Annotated in this window: 19 protein-coding genes; 9 read left to right on the forward strand and 10 right to left on the reverse strand. The window is 74.3% G+C overall.

Translation table 11 applies throughout. The annotated features are described in order from the left end of the window. The first annotated feature begins 207 nt into the window (after positions 1-207). A complete protein-coding gene (locus tag ATL51_RS22575) occupies positions 208-1,521 on the forward strand; it encodes a TMEM165/GDT1 family protein (protein WP_100880871.1) in 1,314 nt (437 codons plus the stop codon). A gap of 497 nt (positions 1,522-2,018) precedes the next feature. Here ATL51_RS22575 and sfnG read toward each other — a convergent pair whose 3' ends face one another. Further along, positions 2,019-3,137 carry a dimethylsulfone monooxygenase SfnG gene (sfnG, locus tag ATL51_RS22585; protein ID WP_208623192.1) on the reverse strand — a complete coding sequence of 373 codons (1,119 nt, stop codon included), beginning with the start codon at positions 3,135-3,137 and terminating at the stop codon, positions 2,019-2,021. A gap of 270 nt (positions 3,138-3,407) precedes the next feature. Beyond that, positions 3,408-4,022 (reverse strand): TetR/AcrR family transcriptional regulator, encoded by a 615-nt coding sequence (locus ATL51_RS22590; protein ID WP_073575485.1) that lies wholly within the window; start codon positions 4,020-4,022, stop codon positions 3,408-3,410. A 67-nt stretch (positions 4,023-4,089) separates the two neighbouring features. On the opposite strand from ATL51_RS22590, the gene ATL51_RS22595 reads away from it, so the two are divergent. After that, positions 4,090-5,241, forward strand: a complete 1,152-nt coding sequence (locus tag ATL51_RS22595) for an acyl-CoA dehydrogenase family protein (protein WP_100879867.1) — start codon at positions 4,090-4,092, stop codon at positions 5,239-5,241. Continuing rightward, positions 5,241-6,827: an AMP-binding protein gene (locus tag ATL51_RS22600; RefSeq protein WP_100879868.1), complete on the forward strand. Its 1,587-nt coding sequence runs from the start codon at positions 5,241-5,243 to the stop codon at positions 6,825-6,827. Before ATL51_RS22595 ends, ATL51_RS22600 begins: the two co-directional genes overlap by 1 nt. Here the strand turns inward: ATL51_RS22600 and ATL51_RS22605 are convergent. The 6 genes from ATL51_RS22605 to ATL51_RS22630 all read right to left on the reverse strand — a co-directional run bounded on the left by ATL51_RS22605 (position 6,824) and on the right by ATL51_RS22630 (position 11,853). Further along, a complete protein-coding gene (locus ATL51_RS22605; protein ID WP_100879869.1) occupies positions 6,824-7,009 on the reverse strand; it encodes a hypothetical protein in 186 nt (61 codons plus the stop codon). The genes ATL51_RS22600 and ATL51_RS22605 overlap by 4 nt on opposite strands. Positions 7,010-7,062: 53 nt before the next feature. Continuing rightward, the gene (locus ATL51_RS22610; protein WP_100879870.1) at positions 7,063-7,437 is read right to left on the reverse strand and encodes a hypothetical protein; all 375 of its coding nucleotides are present in this window, start codon (positions 7,435-7,437) and stop codon (positions 7,063-7,065) included. 156 nt (positions 7,438-7,593) lie between these two features. Further along, complete coding sequence (locus ATL51_RS22615) at positions 7,594-9,102, reverse strand: tripartite tricarboxylate transporter permease (RefSeq protein ID WP_100879871.1); 1,509 nt, start codon at positions 9,100-9,102, stop codon at positions 7,594-7,596. After that, positions 9,102-9,635 (reverse strand): tripartite tricarboxylate transporter TctB family protein, encoded by a 534-nt coding sequence (locus ATL51_RS22620; protein ID WP_100879872.1) that lies wholly within the window; start codon positions 9,633-9,635, stop codon positions 9,102-9,104. The genes ATL51_RS22615 and ATL51_RS22620 overlap by 1 nt, the downstream gene beginning before the upstream one ends. After that, a complete protein-coding gene (locus ATL51_RS22625) occupies positions 9,632-10,585 on the reverse strand; it encodes a Bug family tripartite tricarboxylate transporter substrate binding protein (RefSeq protein ID WP_392567381.1) in 954 nt (317 codons plus the stop codon). Before ATL51_RS22625 ends, ATL51_RS22620 begins: the two co-directional genes overlap by 4 nt. Before the next feature lie 233 nt (positions 10,586-10,818). Next, entirely contained in the window at positions 10,819-11,853 is a 1,035-nt protein-coding gene (locus tag ATL51_RS22630) for a Bug family tripartite tricarboxylate transporter substrate binding protein (protein WP_100880872.1), read from the reverse strand. Between the two features lie 144 nt (positions 11,854-11,997). Here ATL51_RS22630 and ATL51_RS22635 point away from each other — a divergent pair, with 144 nt between their 5' ends. Next, on the forward strand, positions 11,998-13,626 hold the full coding sequence (locus tag ATL51_RS22635) for a sensor histidine kinase (RefSeq protein ID WP_100879874.1): 1,629 nt from the start codon (positions 11,998-12,000) through the stop codon (positions 13,624-13,626). Beyond that, positions 13,623-14,321 carry a response regulator gene (locus ATL51_RS22640; protein WP_073575477.1) on the forward strand — a complete coding sequence of 233 codons (699 nt, stop codon included), beginning with the start codon at positions 13,623-13,625 and terminating at the stop codon, positions 14,319-14,321. Before ATL51_RS22635 ends, ATL51_RS22640 begins: the two co-directional genes overlap by 4 nt. Here ATL51_RS22640 and ATL51_RS22645 read toward each other — a convergent pair. Continuing rightward, positions 14,303-15,295 (reverse strand): alpha/beta fold hydrolase, encoded by a 993-nt coding sequence (locus tag ATL51_RS22645; protein WP_301549135.1) that lies wholly within the window; start codon positions 15,293-15,295, stop codon positions 14,303-14,305. The genes ATL51_RS22640 and ATL51_RS22645 overlap by 19 nt on opposite strands. Positions 15,296-15,378: 83 nt before the next feature. Between ATL51_RS22645 and ATL51_RS22650 the strand changes: the two genes are divergently transcribed. The 4 genes from ATL51_RS22650 to ATL51_RS22665 are packed head-to-tail and all read left to right on the forward strand — an operon-like array spanning position 15,379 to position 18,946. Next, entirely contained in the window at positions 15,379-16,026 is a 648-nt protein-coding gene (locus ATL51_RS22650) for an ABC transporter permease (RefSeq protein ID WP_100880874.1), read from the forward strand. 4 nt (positions 16,027-16,030) lie between these two features. Further along, on the forward strand, positions 16,031-17,167 hold the full coding sequence (locus ATL51_RS22655; RefSeq protein ID WP_100879875.1) for an ABC transporter ATP-binding protein: 1,137 nt from the start codon (positions 16,031-16,033) through the stop codon (positions 17,165-17,167). Further along, positions 17,164-17,958 (forward strand): ABC transporter permease, encoded by a 795-nt coding sequence (locus tag ATL51_RS22660; RefSeq protein ID WP_073575474.1) that lies wholly within the window; start codon positions 17,164-17,166, stop codon positions 17,956-17,958. The genes ATL51_RS22655 and ATL51_RS22660 overlap by 4 nt, the downstream gene beginning before the upstream one ends. Before the next feature lies 1 nt (position 17,959). Further along, positions 17,960-18,946, forward strand: a complete 987-nt coding sequence (locus ATL51_RS22665; protein ID WP_073575473.1) for a glycine betaine ABC transporter substrate-binding protein — start codon at positions 17,960-17,962, stop codon at positions 18,944-18,946. A gap of 70 nt (positions 18,947-19,016) precedes the next feature. On the opposite strand, the gene mihF is transcribed toward ATL51_RS22665, so the two are convergent. Continuing rightward, positions 19,017-19,328 carry an integration host factor, actinobacterial type gene (gene mihF, locus ATL51_RS22670; protein ID WP_020621796.1) on the reverse strand — a complete coding sequence of 104 codons (312 nt, stop codon included), beginning with the start codon at positions 19,326-19,328 and terminating at the stop codon, positions 19,017-19,019. Positions 19,329-19,438: the final 110 nt, after the last annotated feature.

The raw sequence follows: 19,438 nt of genomic DNA on the forward strand, positions 1-19,438 counted from the left end.
ACGCTCTGGATCGATGAGGTACCGTTTCCGGCGTACGCGAAGGGGAGTAGCTCCCAACGCTGCGCTCGACATACTGGTCCGCCTCGTACTCCGACGGCCGACCCGGGTGCAGCGGCCTGACCACCACCAGGCGAGCGAGACCTTCGATCCGGATACACCGGGTCGAGGGCACCCCAACCTCGGTCCGGTCGAGATCGAGGGATGGACATGGACGGATTCCTGTTCGCGTTCGCGATCAGCTTCGGCGTCATCTTCGTGGCCGAGCTGGGCGACAAGTCGCAGCTCATGGCCCTCACGTTCGCGACGCGCTTCAACGCGATCCCGGTCCTGATCGGGATCACGATCGCCACCTCGGTGACCCACCTCGTGTCGGTCGCCGTCGGCTACGGCCTGGGCGCATCGATCCCGACCGGCTGGATCGCGCTGGTCGCCGCGGTCGCCTTCCTGGCGTTCGGTGCCTGGACACTGCGCGGCGACAGCCTCTCCGAGGACGAGGAGGCGAAGGCCAAGCGGGCCGGCGGGTCCGCCGTCGTCGCCGCGTCGGTCGCGTTCTTCCTCGCCGAGCTCGGTGACAAGACGATGCTCGCGACGATCACCCTGGCCGCCCAGCACGGCACCCTCGCCGGGTCGGTCGGCATCTGGGCCGGGTCCACGGTCGGCATGGTCGCCGCGGACGGGCTGGCCATCGTCGTCGGGCGTCAGCTCGGCAAGCGGCTCCCGGAGCGGGCCATCTCGATCGGCGCCGCGGTGATGTTCTTCGTCTTCGGCGCCTGGCTGCTCTACGAGGCCGTCCCGCAGGTGTGGGGCGAGGACGCCTGGGGCCGCGTGGTCGACGTCGCCGGGCACCACGGGCTCGGCTGGGCCGCGCTGGTGCTGGGGGCCCTCGCCGTCGGCGCCGGGCTGTGGTTCCGCGGTCGTGCGCACCGCGCCCGCGGGGAGCGCAGGCTCGACGTCGCCCGGACCCCGGGCAGCCCGGCCTGGTGGGCCCGCACGCTGTTCGTGCTGGCCGCGGTGCTCGGGTTCGGTGCGCCGCTGCTGGTCGCCCTCGACGTCCTGCAGCCGATCTCGGTGCTGGCCCGGCCGGCGGTCGCCGTCGTCGGGGCGGGGCTGCTGCTGCTCGGCTTCGCCGTCGTCGCGGTCGCGATGCTGCAGCTCGGCACGGTGTGGCGCCGCTCGGCCACCGAGGCCGGGGCGGCCGCGGCCGGTGACCCGGACGCCGCGCGACGCCCGGTGCTCGCCACCGGCGGGATCTACCGCCGCGTCCGCAACCCCGCGCTGACCGGCCTGATCGTCGGGTGCGCCGGGATGCTGTTCATGGCCCCGACCCTGCTCGGCGTGCTCGCCGGGGTGCTGATCCTGGTCGCCGTGCAGATCCAGGCCCGTGCGGTCTACGAGCCCGGCCTGGGCAGCGCACTGGGCGCCGAGTACGACGAGTACCGCGCCCGGACCGGCCGGTTCCTCCCGCGGGTCCGCGCCGACCGCACCCCCGCGGGTGAGGGCGACCGCACGACCGTCGGCTGAGCGGCCCGCCGCGACGCCACTGCGGCGACGACACCGCCCGCCCCGGCGCGACCGGAGCGGGCGGTGTCGTCCCGGGGGACCGGGTCCGCAGGCGGTCGGGAGTACCAGGTCGGTTCGGGCAGCTCGTCGCGCAGCACCCACGCCCCGACCTCGCGCCGCTCGTAGGTGACCGGGTCGTGCAGGGTGTGGGTGCGGACGTTGCGCCGGAACCGGTCGAAAGCCCAGTTCCGTGGTCGTCGCGCGGGCCCCGAGGCCCTCGAGGATCCCCGAGGTGATCTCCTGCGCGACGGCGTCGGCCAGCGCCTCGACCGCCCACAGCTTCGCGTGCAGGTCGCCGTAGGGGTCGAGCCGGTAGGGCTCGTCGACGGCGCGCTCGTGGCCGCCGTGGAGCCACGGCCCGGCCCGCTCGCGGGTGAAGCGCGCCGCGGTCTCGAGCGCCCCGCGAACGCGGACGGGCCCGGCGACGACGGTCGCCGGGCCCGTGCGGACGGTGTCGGTCAGACGGTGGTGAGCTGCGGCTCGCGGGCGGCCAGCTCGGCCTCCTTCTCCCGGATGATCGGCAGCACCTTCGCGCCGAAGTGCTCGACCTCCTCCTGGAAGTGCAGGAAGCCGAGCAGCAGCAGGTTCGCGCCGCGCCGCTTGTACTCGATGGCGCGGTCGGCGATCTGCTCCGGGGTGCCGATCAGCTGGGTCTTGAAGCCGTCGTTGTACTGGACGAGGTCCTCGAACGAGGAGTCCGCCCACATGCCGCGCTTGTCGCCGGTGGAGTTGCCGGCCTGCTGGACGGCGTCGCGGAAGCCGTCGACGGCGGGCCGGTTGGCCTTCTCGATGATCTCGCGCAGGGTGTCCCGGGCCTCCTTCTCGCCGTCCCGGGCGATCATGAAGCCGTTGAGGCCGAACCGGACGGGCTGCAGCCGCTCGGCGGTCTTCGCGTGGCCGAGGACCTCCTCGACCTGCTCGGAGAAGCCGTCGTAGTCCTTGCCGTTGGAGAAGTACCAGTCCGACACGGCGCCGCCGTTGTAGCGGGCCGCGGTGGAGTTGCCGCCCTGGAAGATCTCGGGGTGCGGACGGCCGGGGACGTCGACCGGGCGGGGCTTGAGGTCGAAATCGCGGATCCGGTAGAAGTCGCCGGCGAACTCGGCGCCGCCGTCGGAGGTCCAGATCTCGCGCAGCACCCGGATGAACTCGTTGCTGCGGCGGTAGCGCTCGTCGTGCTCGAGCCACGGCTGGCCCATCGCGGTGAACTCGGCCTTCAGCCAGCCGGAGACGATGTTGACCGCGATCCGGCCGTTCGTCAGGTGGTCGGCGGTGGCGACCCACTTGGCCAGCACCGAGGGCTCCCACAGGCCGGGGTGGACGGCGGCGATCACCTTGAGCCGCTCGGTGGCCAGGCCCAGCGCGAGGGAGAACGCGGTGGCCTCGTGCTGGTGGTCGGCGCCGTAGCTGGCCATGTAGCGGATCTGGGACAGCGCGTACTCGAAGCCGTTGTTCTCGGCGGTCTGCGCCAGCTTCTTGTTGTACGCGAAGCCCCAGTCGGTGCGCTGTTCGATGGTGCTGGTGACCAGCCCGCCGGAGACGTTCGGGACCCAGTACGCGAACTTCAGCGGCTCCTGGATCCGGGTGTTGGGCGTGGTGGCGAGAGCATCGGACACGGGAGACTCCTCGGGGGTGTGCCGGGAACGGCAGACGGGCACACGACGGCGCCGGAAAGAGAGGGAAGAGGGAGGAAACGGACCTGCGGTGACGCGATCAGCGACAGGCCTGGCTCACGACGACGAGGTTGTCGACGTGACGGCGTCGGGTCAGCAGGAAGCCGGTCACGCTTCCACCGAACCCGGGGGAGCGGGTTGTTGTCAACCGGATGCCGGGGAGATCACCACGGGTCCTCACCGGTGGACCGGGTCGACGCCGAGCAGACCGTGCGCCAGCCCGCCGAGCAATCCCACCAGCCGGTGCTGGTCCAGGCCGCTGCGGAAGAACAGCGTCGACTGGATCGCGCCGACGCAGGCGTGCACCAGCACGCGCAGCTCGCCGTCGGACAGGTCCGGACGCAGCGGGGTGAGCACGTGCACCCAGTCCTCGACGTGGTGGCGCTGACGGCGCCGCAGGTCGCGGCGGGCCTCGGCGGGCAGGGTGTGGACCTCGCCGTAGTAGACGGCGAACTCGGTGCGGTTCTCGGTCACCAGTCGGATGTGGTCGGCCACCAGCACGGTCAGCGTCTCGCGCTCGGGGGTGCCCGCGGCCAGCGCCGCCGCCGCGGAGGCCTCCAGCCGGGCCATGCCGCGGTCGAGCAGGGCGAGCAGGACCGCCTCCTTGGAGGCGAAGTGCCGGTAGATCCCGGACCCGACGATGCCGGCCTCGGCGCCGATCTCGGCCATCCCGACGGCGTGGAAGCCGCGACCGGCCGCGAGCCGGGCCGCCGCCTCGAGGATCCGCTCCCCGCGTTCCGGGTCGCGCCGCCGCGGGGGTCCCGCGGTTCCGGAGCTGGTTCGCGTCGGCATCTTTCCAGCATCGCATCCGCGCGGTACGGTCCGCCACAAGTGAACAACGGATCACTAGGGAGTCGGCGTGGACTTCACCGAGACCGACGAGGAACGCGACCTGCGGGCGGCCGTCGCCGCCATCGCGGCCTCCTACGGCAGCGAGTACTACCTGCGGTGCGCCCGGGAGGGCAGGCACACCCACGAGCTGTGGAAGGCGATGGGGCAGGCGGGGTTCCTGGGCGTCAACGTCGCCGAGGAGCACGGGGGCGGTGGCGGCGGGCTCGTGGAGCTGTCCATCGTCTGCGAGGAGGCCGCGGCGCAGGGCGCCCCGCTGCTGCTGGTGCTGGTGTCGGCGGCGATCTCGGCCGAGGTGATCGGGGAGTTCGGCTCCGAGGAGCTGCGCCGTCGCTGGCTGCCCGGGCTCGCCGACGGCTCCACCAAGGTGGTCTTCGCGATCACCGAGCCGGAGGCGGGGTCCAACACCCACCGGATGGCGACCCGCGCCGACCGCGACGGCGACGACTGGGTGCTCACCGGCACCAAGCACTACATCTCCGGCACCGACGACGCCGAGGCCGTGCTGGTCGTCGCGCGGACCGGGAGGGCGCCGGACGGGAAGGCGCGCCTGAGCCTGTTCGTCGTGCCGGTCGACTCGCCCGGGCTGACCCGTACCCCGCTGCCGGTGGACCTCATCGCCCCGGACAAGCAGCACGTCCTGCACTTCGACGACGTCCGCGTCCCGGCGGGCAACCTGGTCGGCGCCGAGGGCGACGGGTTCCGCCAGGTCTTCCGCGGCCTCAACCCCGAGCGGATCACCGGCGCCGCGCTCGGCGTCGGCATCGCCCGGTTCGCGCTGGCCAAGGCGGCCGACTACGCCCGCACCCGGCAGGTCTGGGACACCCCGATCGGGGCCCACCAGGGCGTCTCGCACCCGCTGGCGCGGGCCCGGATCGAGACCGAGCTCGCGGCGCTGATGACCCGCAAGGCCGCGTGGCTGCACGACCGCGGGATGCCCGCGGGCGAGGAGTCCAACATGGCCAAGTACGCGGCGGCCGAGGCGGCGACGCACGCCGTCGAGGCGGCCATGCAGACCCACGGCGGCAACGGTCTGGCCGGCGAGTACGGGCTGATCCCGTACTGGGGGATGGCCCGGCTCATGCAGGTCGCGCCGGTGAACCGCGAGATGATCCTCAACCACGTCGCCCAGCACGGGCTCGGGCTGCCGAGGTCGTACTGATGGGTGCCGGCGAGCTCGACCGGAACCTGATCGGGCGGGTCAACGTCGCCGACGCGCTCGGCCGCAGCGCCGCCGCCCGGCCGGGGCGGACCGCCGTCGTCGACGGGGAGCGGTCCTGGACCTACGCCGAGCTGGACGCCTGGGTGGACCGGCTGGCCCGCGGGCTCGCCGCGCGCGGCTGGACCCGCGGCGACGCGCTCGCGCTGGCCTCGGGCAACAGCGCCGAGTTCCTCGCCGTCTACTACGCCTGCGCCCGCCTCGGCCTGGTCTGCGTGCCGGTGAACCTGGGCTGGCGCCCGGACGAGGTCGCCTACGTCCTGGGCCACTCCCGGGCCCGCGGGATCGTCGTCGAGGCGCAGCTGGTCGCGGCGCTCGCGCCGGCCTGGGAGCAGGTGCCCGCGGTGACCGAGGTGTTCGTCGCGCCCGGAACCGGCGGGCCGGCCGGCGCCCGGGTCCCGCTGGCCGACGTCGAGGCCGGGGGAGGGGACGGCGCCGGGCCGGTCGAGGTGCTGGTCGAGGACCGGGACCCGCTGTCCTACCTCTACACCTCGGGGACGACGTCGTTCCCCAAGGGCGTCGTCACCTCGCACCTGGCGGTCACCCTGGAGTCGTTCTCCGCGGCGCTGGACTCGGGCTGGTCGGCGGCGGACCGCTTCCTGGCGATGATGCCGATGTTCCACACCGCGCAGCTCAACGCGTTCTGCACCCCGGCGGTGCTGGTCGGGGCGACGATCCACCTCTCCCGGGGGTTCGAGCCCGCCGCGTTCCTCGACACCGTCGAGCGCGAGCGGATCACCCAGGTGTTCGGACTGCCGATGATGTACCGGGCGGCGCTGGAGCACCCGTCGTTCGCCGGGCGGGACCTGTCGTCGCTGCGGCGCGCCGTGTACGCGATGGCGCCGATGCCCGAGCCGCTGATCCGGGCCTGCCTGGACGGCTTCGGCTGCGACTTCGCGCTGCTGTTCGGGCAGACCGAGATGAGCCCGTGCACCACCCTGTTCCGTCCCGAGCACCAGCTGACCCACATCGGTGCGGTCGGCACCCCGATCACCGGGGTCCGGGTCGCGGTCATGGACTCCGGCGGGACCCTGCTCGGCCCGGGGGAGGAGGGCGAGATCGTCTACCGCGGCCCGTCCACCATGAACGGCTACCTCGACGACGACGCCGCGACCGACGAGGCGTTCCGGCACGGCTGGTTCCACTCCGGCGACGTCGGCCGGCTCGGCGAGGACGGCGTGCTGTGGTTCGCCGACCGGGTCAAGGACGTGATCAAGACTGGCGGCGAGAACGTGGCCTCGCTGGAGGTCGAGCGGGCCGTCTACGCGGCCGCACCGGACGTCGCGGAGGCGGTCGTGGTCGGGCTGCCGCACGAGCGGTGGAGCGAGGCGATCACCGCGGTGGTCGTGCCCCGGCCCGGCGCGACGGTCGACCCGGAGGCGCTGCTGGCCGCCCTGCGCGGGCACCTCGACCCCTACAAGGTCCCGAAGGCGGTGATCGTCGCCGACGAGCTGCCGCGCACCTCGACCGGGAAGATCCGCAAGAACGTCGTCCGCGAGACCCACGCCGGCCACTACGGGCCGCTCTAGCCGACGTGCACCACGGGGTGCCGGGCCACGTCGGGCCCGGCCTCCCGCAGGATCTCCCGGATGATCGGGGCGACCTCGCCGCCGCCGGTGACCGTGCACCGGGCGTGGCGCGGGTGCTCCGGTCCGGGCCGGGCGTGCGGGCCCTGCCGGTCGGGCGGTGCGCGTCCTGCAGGAGCCCACACGGGTCGCGGACCCGCCGCGGGGCCTCGGTGATCGCCACCGGCCCAGGATTGCGCTACGACACGGTCTGCGCCGCTCCTGCGGGCGGATCGTCCGTATCCGGTGGGGTGAGGGTGGCCGCGTCGGTGCAGGCGAGCAGCGCACCGGCGAGCGGGCCGTGCCCGGCGACGAGCTCGACGACCCGCGCGTCGTAGCCGCGGACCTCGAGGAACCGGGCGGCGTCGCGCTGCGGGTCCCCGGTCCGGCGGGCGACCGGCGAGTGCCCGATGGGGTGCAGCACCGCGGCCGTCATCAGCAGGTCCCGGTCGTGCCCGCCGTCCTCGGCGGCGGCGCGGGCCGCGATCGCCGCCCGCTGCGCGCGCTCCCACAGCTCCGGGCGCTGGTGGGCCAGCAGCGTCTCGGCGAGCGCGCGGGCGGCGTCGAACCCCATGACCCGATCCTGCCCCACCGCGCCGTGACGTGATCCGCTGCGCGCGGTGATCCGTGCCGCGCGTGCGTCCGGACGCGCGCGGCGCACGGATCACCGCGCGGACGACGACGCCCCGCGGCCGGTGCGGCCGCGGGGCGTGTCGGAGCACCGACCGGGTCAGACCGTCTCGGACTCCCGATCGCCCCGCTGGGCGCGGACCGCGCGGAGCACGACCGGGGCGACCAGCAGGATCGCGATCAGCGAGTACACGACGATCGCGAGCGGGGTGGAGACCAGCGTGGTGACGTCGCCGTCGGCGATCTGCAGGGCGCGGCGCAGCTGCAGCTCCGCGTCCGGGCCGAGGATGACGCCGATGATGGCCGGCAGCACCGGCAGCCCGAACCGGCGCATCAGGAACCCGATGCCGCCGATCGCGAGCAGCACCAGCAGGTCGACCGGCTGGCCGGACACCGCGTAGGCGCCGACGCAGGCGAAGAACAGGATGCCCGCGTAGAGGTACGGCCGCGGGATCCGCAGCAGCTTCGCCCAGGCCGGGGCCAGCGGAAGGTTCAGCACCAGCAGCATGACCAGGCCGATGAACAGGCTCGCGATGAGCGTCCAGACCAGGTCCGGCTCCTTCTGGAACAGCAGCGGGCCGGGCTGGATGCCGAACTGCTGGAACGCGGCGAGCATGACGGCGGCGATCGCCGTCGTCGGCAGGCCGAGGGTCAGCATCGTCGCCAGCGTCCCCGCCGACGACGCGCTGGCCGCGGACTCCGGCCCGGCGACGCCCTCGATGGCGCCCTTCCCGAACTGCTCCGGGTGCTTCGAGAGCTTCCGCTCGGTCACGTACGCCATGAAGGTCGACATCTCGGCGCCGCCGGCCGGGATCGAACCGAAGCCGAACCCGATGAACGGGCCGCGCAGCCACGGCTTCCAGGTCCGCTTGAGGTCCTCGCGGCCCAGCCACGGACGGCCGACCGGGATGACCTCCTGCGTGCGTCGTCGCAGGTGGGCGGCCACCCACAGCGCCTCGCCGATCGCGAACAGCCCGACCGCGACGATGATGACGTCGATGCCGTCGGCCAGCTGCGGCACCCCGAAGGTGAGCCGCGGCTGCCCGGAGATCGGATCGAGCCCGACCAGGCCGATCGTGAGGCCCAGTGCGAGCGCGGCGAACCCGCGGACCCGCGAGGCGCCCAGCACGCCGCTGACGGCGACGAAGGCCAGGACCATGATCGCGAAGTAGTCCGGGGCGCCGATGTCGACGGCCACCGAGGCGATCAGCGGGGCGACCAGGACCAGCCCGGTCACGCCGACGATGCCGCCGATGAAGTGCCCGATCGCGGCGGTGGCGAGCGCCTGGGCGCCGCGCCCGGACTTCGCCATCGGGTTGCCCTCGATGGCCGCCATCACCGAGGCGGACTCGCCGGGGGTGTTCAGCAGGATCGACGTCGTCGACCCGCCGAACATCGCCCCGAAGTAGATGCCGGCGAACATGATGAACGCGCCGGTCGGGTCGAACGCGTAGGTCACCGGCAGCAGCAGTGCCACCGCCATCGCCGGGCCGATGCCCGGCAGCACACCGATCGCGGTGCCGAGCAGCACCCCGAACGCGGCGAACAGCAGGTTCTGCGGGGTCAGCGCGTGCGCGAACCCGTTCATGAGCAGGTCGAACGTGCCCATCAGCCGAACACCCCCATCAGCGGGCCGCCCGGCAGGTCGACGCCGAGCACGGCGTCGAACAGCACCCAGGTCAGCAGCGAGACCGCGGCGGCGATGCCGAGGTCGCGGAGCACCGCGCGCGAGCCGAGCGCGTAGGTGGCGCCGGCGAACAGGACGGTCCCGGCGATCGGCCAGCCGGCGAGCGGGATGAGTGCCGCCGTCGCGACGATCACCCCGGCCAGCATCCCGACCGTGCGCAGGTCCATCGGCACGTCGAGGTCGACGTCCTCGCCGCCCTCGGCCTCGCCGCGGCCGCCGCGCAGGACGTCGACGGTCAGCAACGCCGCCAGCACCAGCAGCGCCGCGCCGAGCACCAACGCGACGGTGCGCGGTCCGAGCGGGTCGGACGCGCTGCCGCCGCCGCCCTCGGCGAGGGTGTCGCCGAGCACCAGCAGGCCGGTGAGGGCCAGCAGCACCGACACACCCAGCTCCGAGTGCTCCGTCCACCAGGAGCGAGCGGTCCCGGTGTCCCCGGTGTCCCCGATGGTCGTCACGTCAGCCCCAGCCCGGTCAGTACCCGCTCGACGCGGGCGTCCTCGTCGGCCAGGAACCGGCCGAACTCCGGCCCCGGCAGGTACGCGTCCTGCCAGCCGTTGCGTGCCAGCACCTCGCGCCACTCCGGCGTCGTGTGCAGCTCGGCGTAGGCGCGCTCCAGCTCGGCGATGCCCTCGGGGTCCAGCCCCGGCGGCGCGACGACACCGCGCCAGTTGGTGAACTCGACGTCGATGCCGGACTCGCGCAGCGTCGGCGCGTCGAGGCCGGGGATCCGCTCGCCCGCGGTCACCGCGAGCACCCGCAGGTCGCCCGAGGCGATCTGGTCGGCGAACTCGCCGAGCCCGGACACCCCGAACGCGACCTTGCCGCCGAGGACGGCGGCGAGCAGCTCGCCGCCGCCGTCGTAGGAGATGTAGTTGACCGTGCGCGGGTCCACGCCGGCGCCCTCGGCCATCAGCATCGGGGCCAGATGGTCCGGGCCGCCGGGGGAGGAGCCGCCGCCGACCGGGGTCTTCCCGGGGGCCGCCCGCCAGGCGGCCAGCAGGTCGCCGAGGTTCCGGTAGGGCGAGTCACCGGGGACGACGACGATCTCGGTCTCCTCGGTGAGCCGCGCGATCGGTGTGGTCTGCTCGAGCGTGGCCGGCGAGTCGTTGGAGTACACGCTCCCGACCACGCCCAGGCCCATGCTCATCACCAGCCGGTCGTCGCCGGCCTCGTTGACGGTCCGGCCGAGCCCGACCGTGCCGCCCGCACCGGGCAGGTTGAAGACCTCGACCGACCCGGTCAGCCCGGCGTCCTCCATGGCCTTGGCCGCGCTGCGGGCGGTGACGTCGTAGCCGCCGCCGGGGGCGTTCGGGACCAGCATCCGCAGCCCGCGGAGCTGGGTGCCGTCGCCGCCGCCCCCGATCGCGCCCACCGCGGGCGGGACGAGGAGCAGGGCGGCCAGCACGGCCACCACCGTGCCGAGGAGAGGTCCGACCCGGGGCCGCGGCACGGGCGGCGTGGGGGCGTCCGGCGGGGGCCGGTCCTGCATTCGTGGAGGAGCCGTCTGAGGCATCTGCGTCCGATCTCACCGTTGCGAAGCGAACGCGTTGCAGTGTGCGGAGTCACCCGTCCGATGTCTCCGTAACGGCCACAACGGTCGTTGTGGTCGTTGCGGTCACCGCGGACCGGGTGCGCGGGTCAGCGTGCCCGCAGCCCCAGCTCGCCCAGGACGTGCTCCACCCGCTCGTTCTCGGCGGCGGTGAACCGGGCGAAGTCCGCGCCCGGGAGCCAGGCGTCGCGCCACCCGTTCGCGGCCAGCACCTGCCGCCACTCGGCTGTGTCGCGCATCGCGGAGACGGCGTCGGCCAGCGCGGCGCGGTCGGCGTCGGGCAGCCCGGGCGGCGCGACCAGCCCGCGCCAGTTGCTGAACTCGACGTCCACCCCCGACTCGCGCAGCGTCGGCACGTCGAGGCCGGGCACCCGCTCGCCCGCGGTCACCGCGAGCACCCGCAGGTCACCGGACCCGATCTGGTCGGCGAACTCGCCCACCCCCGACACCGCGAAACCCACCTCGCCGCGCAGCACCGCGGCGAGCAGCGGACCCCCGCCCTCGTAGGACACGTAGCGGACCCGGGCGGGCGCGATGCCGGTGCCCTCGGCGAGCAGCATCGTGGCGAGGTGGTCCGGCCCACCGACGCTCGAGCCGCCGCCGGCGGTGAGCCCGCCGGGGGCGGCGCGCCAGGCGTCGAGCAGCGCGCGGACGTCGCGGTAGGGCGAGTCCGCGGGCACGACGACGATCTCCGACTCCTCGACCAGCCGCGCGACCGGAGTGGTGCCGGCGAGCGAGAGCGGGGTGTCACGGGAGGCGGTCGCCCCGACGATCCCGAGCCCCATGCTCATCAGCAGCCTGCCGTTGCCCGCCTCGCCCTCGACCCGGCCGAGCCCGGCGATCCCGCCGGCCCCGGACAGGTTGAACACCTCGACCGGGCCGGCGATCCCGGTGTCGGACAGCACCTTGGCCGCGCTGCGGGCGGTGACGTCGTAGCCGCCGCCGGGTGGGTTGGGGACCAGGATGCGCAGGTCGGACAGCGGCCGCGGCTCGTCGGTCAGCACGATCGGGACGACGACCGCGGCGAGGGCCAGCACGAGCACCACGACCAGCGAGACGACCGGACCCCGGCGGGCGCGGCGGGCGATCGGTGCCCCGCCGGGCCGCGTCGCCGTCCCCGCCATGCCCACCCGCCCGTCGCCGTGCCGCCGCCGGTGAGTCTGCGCGTCCGCGGCCGGGCCGGTCCACCCCGGGTGGGCCGCGCGACGCGTCGTGGCCCCACCGCCTCGCGTGGCCGCTGCCGTCGTCGCACGTCCTACGCTGGGCGCATGCGACGGCGCGCCGGGGGGACGGGTGGGCCGCTGGCCCGCCAGTTCCTCGTCTGGCAGCTGGTGGTCGTGGTCGTACTGCTCGGCGCGGTCGCGGCGCTGGCCGCCGTGCAGTCCTCGGAGTCGTTCCGCGAGACCCAGGGACGCCGGATGCTGTCGGTCGCCGAGGACGTCGCGTCCGTACCGACCGTGCGCGAGGCGTTGCAGACCCGCCGCTACGACCTGCTGCCCTCGTTCGCCCGCAGCGCGGAGAACCTGTCCGGGGCCGACGAGATCGAGATCGTCGACGCCGGGCTGGTCGTGCGCACCTCACCGGACCCGTCCCGGGTCCGGCAGCGCTTCGACCCCGGCGCCAGCACCGCGCCGCAGGGCCGGGCCTGGGTCGGCAACCCCGACGGGCGCACCGTCGTCGCCCAGGTGCCGGTGATCGACGACCGCGGCGCCGTCGCCGGACTGGTGTCGGCCGGGATCCGCGCCCCGTCGCCGTGGGAGTCCCTCGCCGGAGCCCGCGCGGAGACCGGCGCGCTGCTGGGGCTGGCCCTGGTCGTCGGCCTCCTCGGGTCGCTGCTGCTCGCCCGGCGGGTCCGCCGCCAGACCCTCGGCCTGGAGCCCGACGAGATCGTCGAGCTGGTGCAGCGCCGCGAGGCGATGCTGCTCGGTATCAAGGAGGGCGTGGTCGGGCTCGACACCGCCGACCGGATCACCCTGCTCAACCCGGTCGCCCGCGAGCTCCTGGAGCTGCCCGGCGCCCGCGAGGGCGACGCCGTCGCCGACCTCGGCCTCGACGACCGGCTCCGCGAGGTCCTCACCGGTGCCGCCGACGGCGAGGACCAGCTCGTGCTGCGCGACACCCGGGCCCTGGTGCTCAACCGCCGCCCGATCCGCGTCGACGGCCGCGACGTGGGCGCCGTGGTCACCCTGCGGGACCGCACCGAGCTCACCACCCTGCAGCACCGGCTCGACGCCTCGCACACCGTCACCGACACCCTGCGCGCCCAGGCCCACGAGTTCTCCAACCGGCTGCACACCATCGCCGGGCTCACCGAGCTCGGCGAGCACGACGAGGTCCGCCGGTTCGTCGCCGGGATCGTCGCCGCCTCGGAGGGATGGCGCCGCGAGGTCACCGCCAGCGTCGGAGACCCGGCGACGGCCGCGCTGCTCGTCGCGAAGAACAGCCAGGCCGCCGAGCGCGGCGTCGAGCTGGCCCTGGACCCGGAGTCCCGGCTCGACCCGACCGATCCCGACCACGACCCTGACCTGTCCGCCGACCTCGTGACCGTGCTCGGCAACCTGATCGACAACGCGATCGACGCGACCGCCGGGCGGGACGGCCCGCGCCGGATCGAGATCGGGCTCGCCGGCGGCGGCGACACCGACGGCGACGAGGTCTGGGTCGAGGTGCGCGACTCCGGCCCCGGGATCGCCTCCGAGCTGGCCGAGGAGGTGTTCCGGGCCGGCTACTCGACCAAGGCCGCCGAGATCGGCGGCCGCGGGCTCGGCCTGGCCCTGGCCCGGCAGGCGTGTCTGCGCCGGGGTGGCACCATCGCGGTGCGGCCGGCGCCGGCGGGCCGGGTCGGTGCGGTGTTCGAGGCGGTGCTGCCGGTGGCGCCGACGGGGGTGCGGGTGTGAGGGTCCTGGTCGTCGACGACGACTTCATGGTCGCGAAGGTCCACTCCGGCTACGTGGAGCGGATCGAGGGCTGCACCGTGGTCGGCGTCGCGCACAACGGCGCCGACGCCCTCGACGCCGCCGCCCGGCTCCGTCCGGAGCTGGTGCTGCTCGACGTCTACCTCCCCGACATGTCCGGCCTGGAGGTGCTGACGCGGCTGCGCACCGGGGCCGCCGACGACCCGTTCGTGCTGGTCGTGACCGCCGCCGACGACTCCGACACGGTCGCCGCCGCCCTGCACGGCGGTGCGCTGCACTATCTCGTCAAGCCGTTCGACTCCGCCGCGCTCGCCGCCCAGGTGCACCGCGCGACGCGGATCCGGCGCGACCTGGACCGGGTCCGCGACCAGTCCGACATCGACCGGCTCTTCGGCGGCACCGGTGCCGCCCCGGCCCGCACCCCCGGCGGCCCCGAACGGATGCCGAAGGGGCTGACCACCCCGACCGCGGAACTCGTCGCGGGCACCCTGCGCGCGCACTCGGGGACCGACGCGGAGGCGGACCTGTCGGCGACCGAGTGCGCCGAGGCCACCCGGCTGTCCCGGGTCAGCGCACGCCGCTACCTGGAGCACTTCGTGTCGACCGGGCAGGTCACCGTACGGCTGCGCTACGGCGGCACCGGCCGCCCGGAGCGCCGCTACCGCTGGGTCGGCTGACCGGCCTCCCGCAGCCCCTCCGCCCGCGGCGCCACCGGCTCGGCCTCCGCCTGCGGTGCCACCGGGTCGGCCCCCGCCTGCGGTGCCACTGGGCCGGCCTCCGCCTCCTCGGCCTCGGCCGCGTGCTCCAGCAGCACCGCCGCGATCGGCTCGCACAGCAGGTCCGGCAGGGCGTGCCCCATCCCATCCACCGTGACGAGCTGCGCGGCCGCCCCGATCCGCGCCGCCAGGTGGTCGGCGTGCGGCGGCGGGTGCACCGGGTCCTCCGGCGCCTCGACGACGAGCGTCGGCACCGTGACCGAGCCCAGCTCGGCGCCGCGGTCCAGCCCGTCGGGATCGGCCTGGGCGTGCGCGGTGCACGGCTCGACCCGCCCGGTGTGGTCCATGATCCGCCGCTCCCGCGCGGCGAACTCCGCGGTGTCGAACGGCAGCACCCCGCCGGAGACGCGTCGCCAGTACTCGACCCGCCAGGCCAGCTCGCCGGCCTCGTCGCGCGGGTCGCCCAGCTCCTGCCACATCCGCTGCACGTCCCGGGTCGGGCCGGGCAGGTCGGCGTCGCCGGTGTCGAGCGCCGCGGTGCACAGCAGCGTCGCGCTGACCATGCGGTGCGGCGCGTCGAGCGCGAGCAGCTGGACCAGCGTCCCGCCCAGCGACATCCCGACCAGGTGCGCCCGGTCGATCCCGCAGCCGTCGAGCACCGCGAGTGCGTCGGTCGCCAGGTCGGCGACGGCGTAGGGCCGGTCCTCGAACGCGTGGGTCGAGCGGCCGGTGTCGCGATGGTCGTAGCGGACCACCCGGTGCCGCTCGCGCAGCCCCTCGACCAGCGCGTCCGGCCAGCCGTACCCGGCCGAGCCCGCCCCGTTCACCAGCAGCACCGGCGCCGCCGGCGTCGGCCGGTGTGCGGGCAGGTCCTGCACCCAGAGGGTCACGCCCGGCTCGGTCTCGACCTCGCGTACGGTGCCGGCGATCTCCACATGCGCAGGCTGCCAGACCGGTGACGACCCGCCTCCGCCGACCGGGTGGGGGATTGGTCCGGTGTGCGTAGAGAATGCCGGTCATGGGTTTCTGGGAGTATCTCTCCACGAACTGGGGCGAGGTGCTCGGTCACACCCTCGAGCACGCCGCGCTCGTCGTGGTGGGGCTGGCACTCGCGGTGGTGGTGGGTGTGCCGCTCGCCGTCGCCACCTACCGGACCGACCTCGGCCGGGCGGCCGCCGTCAACGGGTCGTCGCTGATCATGACGGTGCCGTCCTACGCGCTGTTCGGGCTGCTGATCCCGCTGCTCGGGCTCGGGTGGGGGCCCGCGGTCGTCGCGCTGATGCTCTACGGCCTGCTGCCGGTGGTCCGCAACGCGATCGTCGGGCTCCGCGCGGTCGACCCGGCGGTCACCGAGTCCGCTCGCGGCGTCGGGATGGACCGCACCCGGCTGCTGCTGGGCATCGAGCTGCCGCTGGCCTGGCCGGTGGTGCTCGCCGGGGTCCGGGTCGCCGCGCAGCTGCTGCTGGGCATCGCCGCGATCTCCGCGGCCGTCAACGGGCCGGGGCTGGGCAACCTGATCCTCTCCGGCCTGTCCAGCGCGGGCACCCCGTTCGCGATCTACCTGACCGTGCAGGGCATCGCCGGGATCGTCGTGCTGGCGGTCCTGTTCGACGCCGCGATCGCCCTGCTCACCCGCCTGACCACCTCGAGGGGGATCCGTGCCTGAGCCGATGATCCGGCTGGAACAGCTCACCAAGCGCTACCCGGGGCAGGAGCGACCCGCCGTCGACCGCCTGGACCTGGAGGTGCCGCGCGGCGAGCTCGTCGTGTTCCTCGGCCCGTCGGGCTGCGGCAAGACGACCACGATGAAGCTCATCAACCGGCTGATCGAGCCGACCTCGGGCCGGATCCTGCTCGACGGCGACGACGTCACCTCCGTCGACCCGGACCAGCTGCGGCGCCGGATCGGCTACGCCATCCAGCAGACCGGACTGTTCCCGCACCGCACCGTCGCCGAGAACGTCGCGACCGTGCCGACGATGCTCGGCTGGGACCGCCGCCGCATCGCCGAGCGCGTCGACGAGCTGCTCACCCTGGTGGGACTCGACCCGGGCGAGTTCCGCGGCCGCTTCCCCAAGCAACTCTCCGGTGGCCAGCAGCAGCGCGTCGGCGTGGCCCGCGCGCTCGGCGCGGGCCCCGAGGTGATGCTGATGGACGAGCCGTTCGGCGCGATCGACCCGCTGACCCGCGAGACCCTGCAGAACGAGCTGCTGCGCATCCAGGCCGAGCTCGGCACGACGATCGTGTTCGTCACCCACGACATCGACGAGGCCGTCAAGATGGGCGACCGGATCGCGGTGTTCAACGCCGGTTCCGGGGTGGAGCAGTTCGACACCCCCGAACGGCTGCTCACCGAGCCCGCCAGCGACTTCGTCGCCGACTTCGTCGGGGCCGGGGCCACGATCAAGCGGCTCACCCTCACCCGCGTCGCCGACGTCGGCCTCGCCGACTGGCCGACGGTCGGGCACGACGCCACCCGCGACGAGCGCGTCGCCGCGCTGCGGGCGGGGGAGCGGGAGTTCGTGCTGCTGCTCGACGGCGAGCGCCGCCCCCGGGGCTGGCTGCCCCGCGACGCCGCGGGCGACGTGCTCGACCACGGGTTGCCCGTCGTCACGCGGATCGGGCCGCAGGACACCCTGCACACCGCGCTCGACGCGATGCTCGCCGGGAACGCGAACGCCGTGGCCGTCGTCGACCGGGACGGGGTGCACCGCGGCGTGCTCGACCTCGACACGATCCTGGCGACCGTGCACCGGCCCGCGGGCGCGGCCCCGGCCGGCCAGGACACCCCGAGCGTCGCCCGATGACCGTCACCGCCGCCCGCCCGGGCGCGACGACCGGGCCGCGGCCGGACGGGACCGCCCGCCCGGCCCGGCGGTGGGCGGCGCTGCTCGCCCGGCCGCTCGTGGTCGTCGTCGCGCTGACGACGCTGTACCTGGTCGTGTCCTCCCGCGAGCTCGACTCGATCGAGGCCCGCAGCCTCGACGCCGCCTACATCGCGAGCCGCACCTGGCAGCACGTCTGGCTGACCGCCGTCGTGTCCGTGCTGGTGCTGGTGATCGCGGTGCCGCTGGGCGTGCTGCTGACCCGCGAGGCCACCCGCCGCTTCGCCGGGCCGGTGCTGACCGTGGCCAACATCAGCCAGGCGATCCCGTCGATCGGTCTCATCGTGCTGTTCGCGGTGGCGTTCCTGACCCTGCCGGTCACCGTGATCGCGGTGCTCGCCTTCGTCCTCCACGGGATCCTGCCGATCGTCCGGAACACCATCGCCGGGCTGGAGCAGGTCGACCGCTCGGTGATCGAGGCGGCCCGCGGGATGGGGATGACCCGGCGCGGTGTGCTGTTCTCCGTCGAGCTGCCGCTCGCGGTCCCGGTGATCCTGGCCGGCGTCCGGACCACGCTGACGATCACCACCGGCACCGTCGCGCTCGCGACGTTCATCGGCGCCGGCGGGCTGGGCGACATCATCTCCAACGGTCTGGCGTCCAACCGCACCCTCGTCCTGGTCACCGGCAGCGTGCTGGTCGCGGCGCTCGCGCTGCTCATCGACTGGCTGGCGGGCCTCGCCGAGGACGTCCTGCATCCGAAGGGGCTCTGAGATGACCACCCGTTTCCCGCGCCGCGCGCTGCCCGGCCTGCTCGCCGGGGTCGCGGCACTCGTCTCGGGCTGCGGCGCCGCGGCCGCCGTCGCCGGCCCGTCGCCGCAGCAGCTGCGCGGCGGGTCCCTGGCCCGCGACGTCGACCTGTCCGGCGCCGAGCTGGCCGTCGGCTCGAAGGAGTTCACCGAGCAGCGGGTGCTCGGCGCGATCACCCTGCTGGCGCTGCAGGCCTGCGGGGCCCGCACCGTGGACCGGACCGGCCTGTCCGGCTCCACGATCGTCCGTGCGGCCCTGGAGCAGGGCGACGTCGACGTCTACTGGGAGTACGCCGGCACCGGCTGGACGTTGTTCCTGGGCAACGACACGACCATCCCCGGTGAGCGGGCGCTCTACGACGCTGTCGCCGCCCAGGACCTCGAGCGGAACGACGTCGCCTGGCTCGGGCCCGCCCGCTTCGGCAACCAGTACGCCGTCGCCCGCCGCGGCGACGCCGACGGCCCGCTCGCGCAGGTCCGGACGCTGTCCGACCTGGGGCCCTACTTCGCCGCCGATGAGTCGCGGGCGACGTTCTGCGGGGCCGCGGAGTTCCTCGACCGCGAGTTCGCCGACATGCAGGCCGCCTACGGCATCACGTTCCCGGCCTCGCAGACCTACCAGAACGACTTCGCGCTGAACTTCGTCAACGTCGCCCGGTCCAGCCCGTGCGACCTCGCGGAGGTGTTCACCACCGACGCGCGGATCCGCTCGCTCGACCTCGTCGTGCTGGCCGATGACCGGGACTTCTTCACCACCCAGCTGGCCGCGCTGACCTGCCGGGCGGAGACCGTGGACCGGTACCCGCCGCTGCGGGCCCTGGCCGCGACGCTGGGCGAGCTGCTCACCGTCGAGGTGATGATCGAGCTCAACGGGCTCGTCGACCTGGAGGGCCGCAGCGCCACGTCGGTCGCCCAGCAGTTCCTCGCCGGCCACGGCCTCATCGGGGCCTGACCCGCGGAACGCGCGACGGCCCGGTCCGCACAGTGTGCGGACCGGGCCGTCGCGAGGAGCTGGGGGAAGGTCAGCCGACCTTCTCGATCAGCGCGGCGCGCTGACGGTCGCCGAGGCCGGCGGCACGGCGCGACACGTCGATGCCGGCCTCCTCCATCACCTTGGAGACCTTCGCCGGGCCCCAGCCCGGGACGCTCTTGAGCAGGTCCGCGACCTTGGTCTTCCCGACGATCTGGTCGGTCTTCGCGCGACCCAGCACCGCGGGGATGGTCTCCTCGCCGCTGGCGATCTTGTCGCGGAGCTCCTTGCGGGCGGTACGGGCCGCAGCCGCCTTCTTGAGCGCCTCGGCGCGCTGCTCCGGGGTCAGGGTGGGCAGAGCCATCGCTGACAACTCCTCTCGGTTCACGCACCCCGCTCACCGGGGTGGACTGCCATCTCCGATCGCGGTACAGACTGGCAGAGACATCGCCACGACCTGCGGGAACCCCCTCC

Origin of the sequence: Pseudonocardia alni, assembly GCF_002813375.1 — a bacterium.
Lineage (GTDB): Bacteria > Actinomycetota > Actinomycetes > Mycobacteriales > Pseudonocardiaceae > Pseudonocardia > Pseudonocardia alni.

Excerpts from the sequence above, each read along its gene's own strand:
- ATL51_RS22575 (WP_100880871.1), top strand. The coding sequence starts at position 208 with ATGGACGGATTCCTGTTCGCGTTCGCGATCAGCTTCGGCGTCATCTTC.
- ATL51_RS22590 (WP_073575485.1), bottom strand. The coding sequence starts at position 4,022 with ATGCCGACGCGAACCAGCTCCGGAACCGCGGGACCCCCGCGGCGGCGC.
- ATL51_RS22600 (WP_100879868.1), top strand. The coding sequence starts at position 5,241 with ATGGGTGCCGGCGAGCTCGACCGGAACCTGATCGGGCGGGTCAACGTC.
- ATL51_RS22610 (WP_100879870.1), bottom strand. The coding sequence starts at position 7,437 with ATGGGGTTCGACGCCGCCCGCGCGCTCGCCGAGACGCTGCTGGCCCAC.
- ATL51_RS22615 (WP_100879871.1), bottom strand. The coding sequence starts at position 9,102 with ATGGGCACGTTCGACCTGCTCATGAACGGGTTCGCGCACGCGCTGACC.
- ATL51_RS22630 (WP_100880872.1), bottom strand. The coding sequence starts at position 11,853 with ATGGCGGGGACGGCGACGCGGCCCGGCGGGGCACCGATCGCCCGCCGC.
- ATL51_RS22635 (WP_100879874.1), top strand. The coding sequence starts at position 11,998 with ATGCGACGGCGCGCCGGGGGGACGGGTGGGCCGCTGGCCCGCCAGTTC.
- ATL51_RS22650 (WP_100880874.1), top strand. The coding sequence starts at position 15,379 with ATGGGTTTCTGGGAGTATCTCTCCACGAACTGGGGCGAGGTGCTCGGT.
- ATL51_RS22655 (WP_100879875.1), top strand. The coding sequence starts at position 16,031 with ATGATCCGGCTGGAACAGCTCACCAAGCGCTACCCGGGGCAGGAGCGA.
- ATL51_RS22660 (WP_073575474.1), top strand. The coding sequence starts at position 17,164 with ATGACCGTCACCGCCGCCCGCCCGGGCGCGACGACCGGGCCGCGGCCG.
- ATL51_RS22665 (WP_073575473.1), top strand. The coding sequence starts at position 17,960 with ATGACCACCCGTTTCCCGCGCCGCGCGCTGCCCGGCCTGCTCGCCGGG.
- mihF (WP_020621796.1), bottom strand. The coding sequence starts at position 19,328 with ATGGCTCTGCCCACCCTGACCCCGGAGCAGCGCGCCGAGGCGCTCAAG.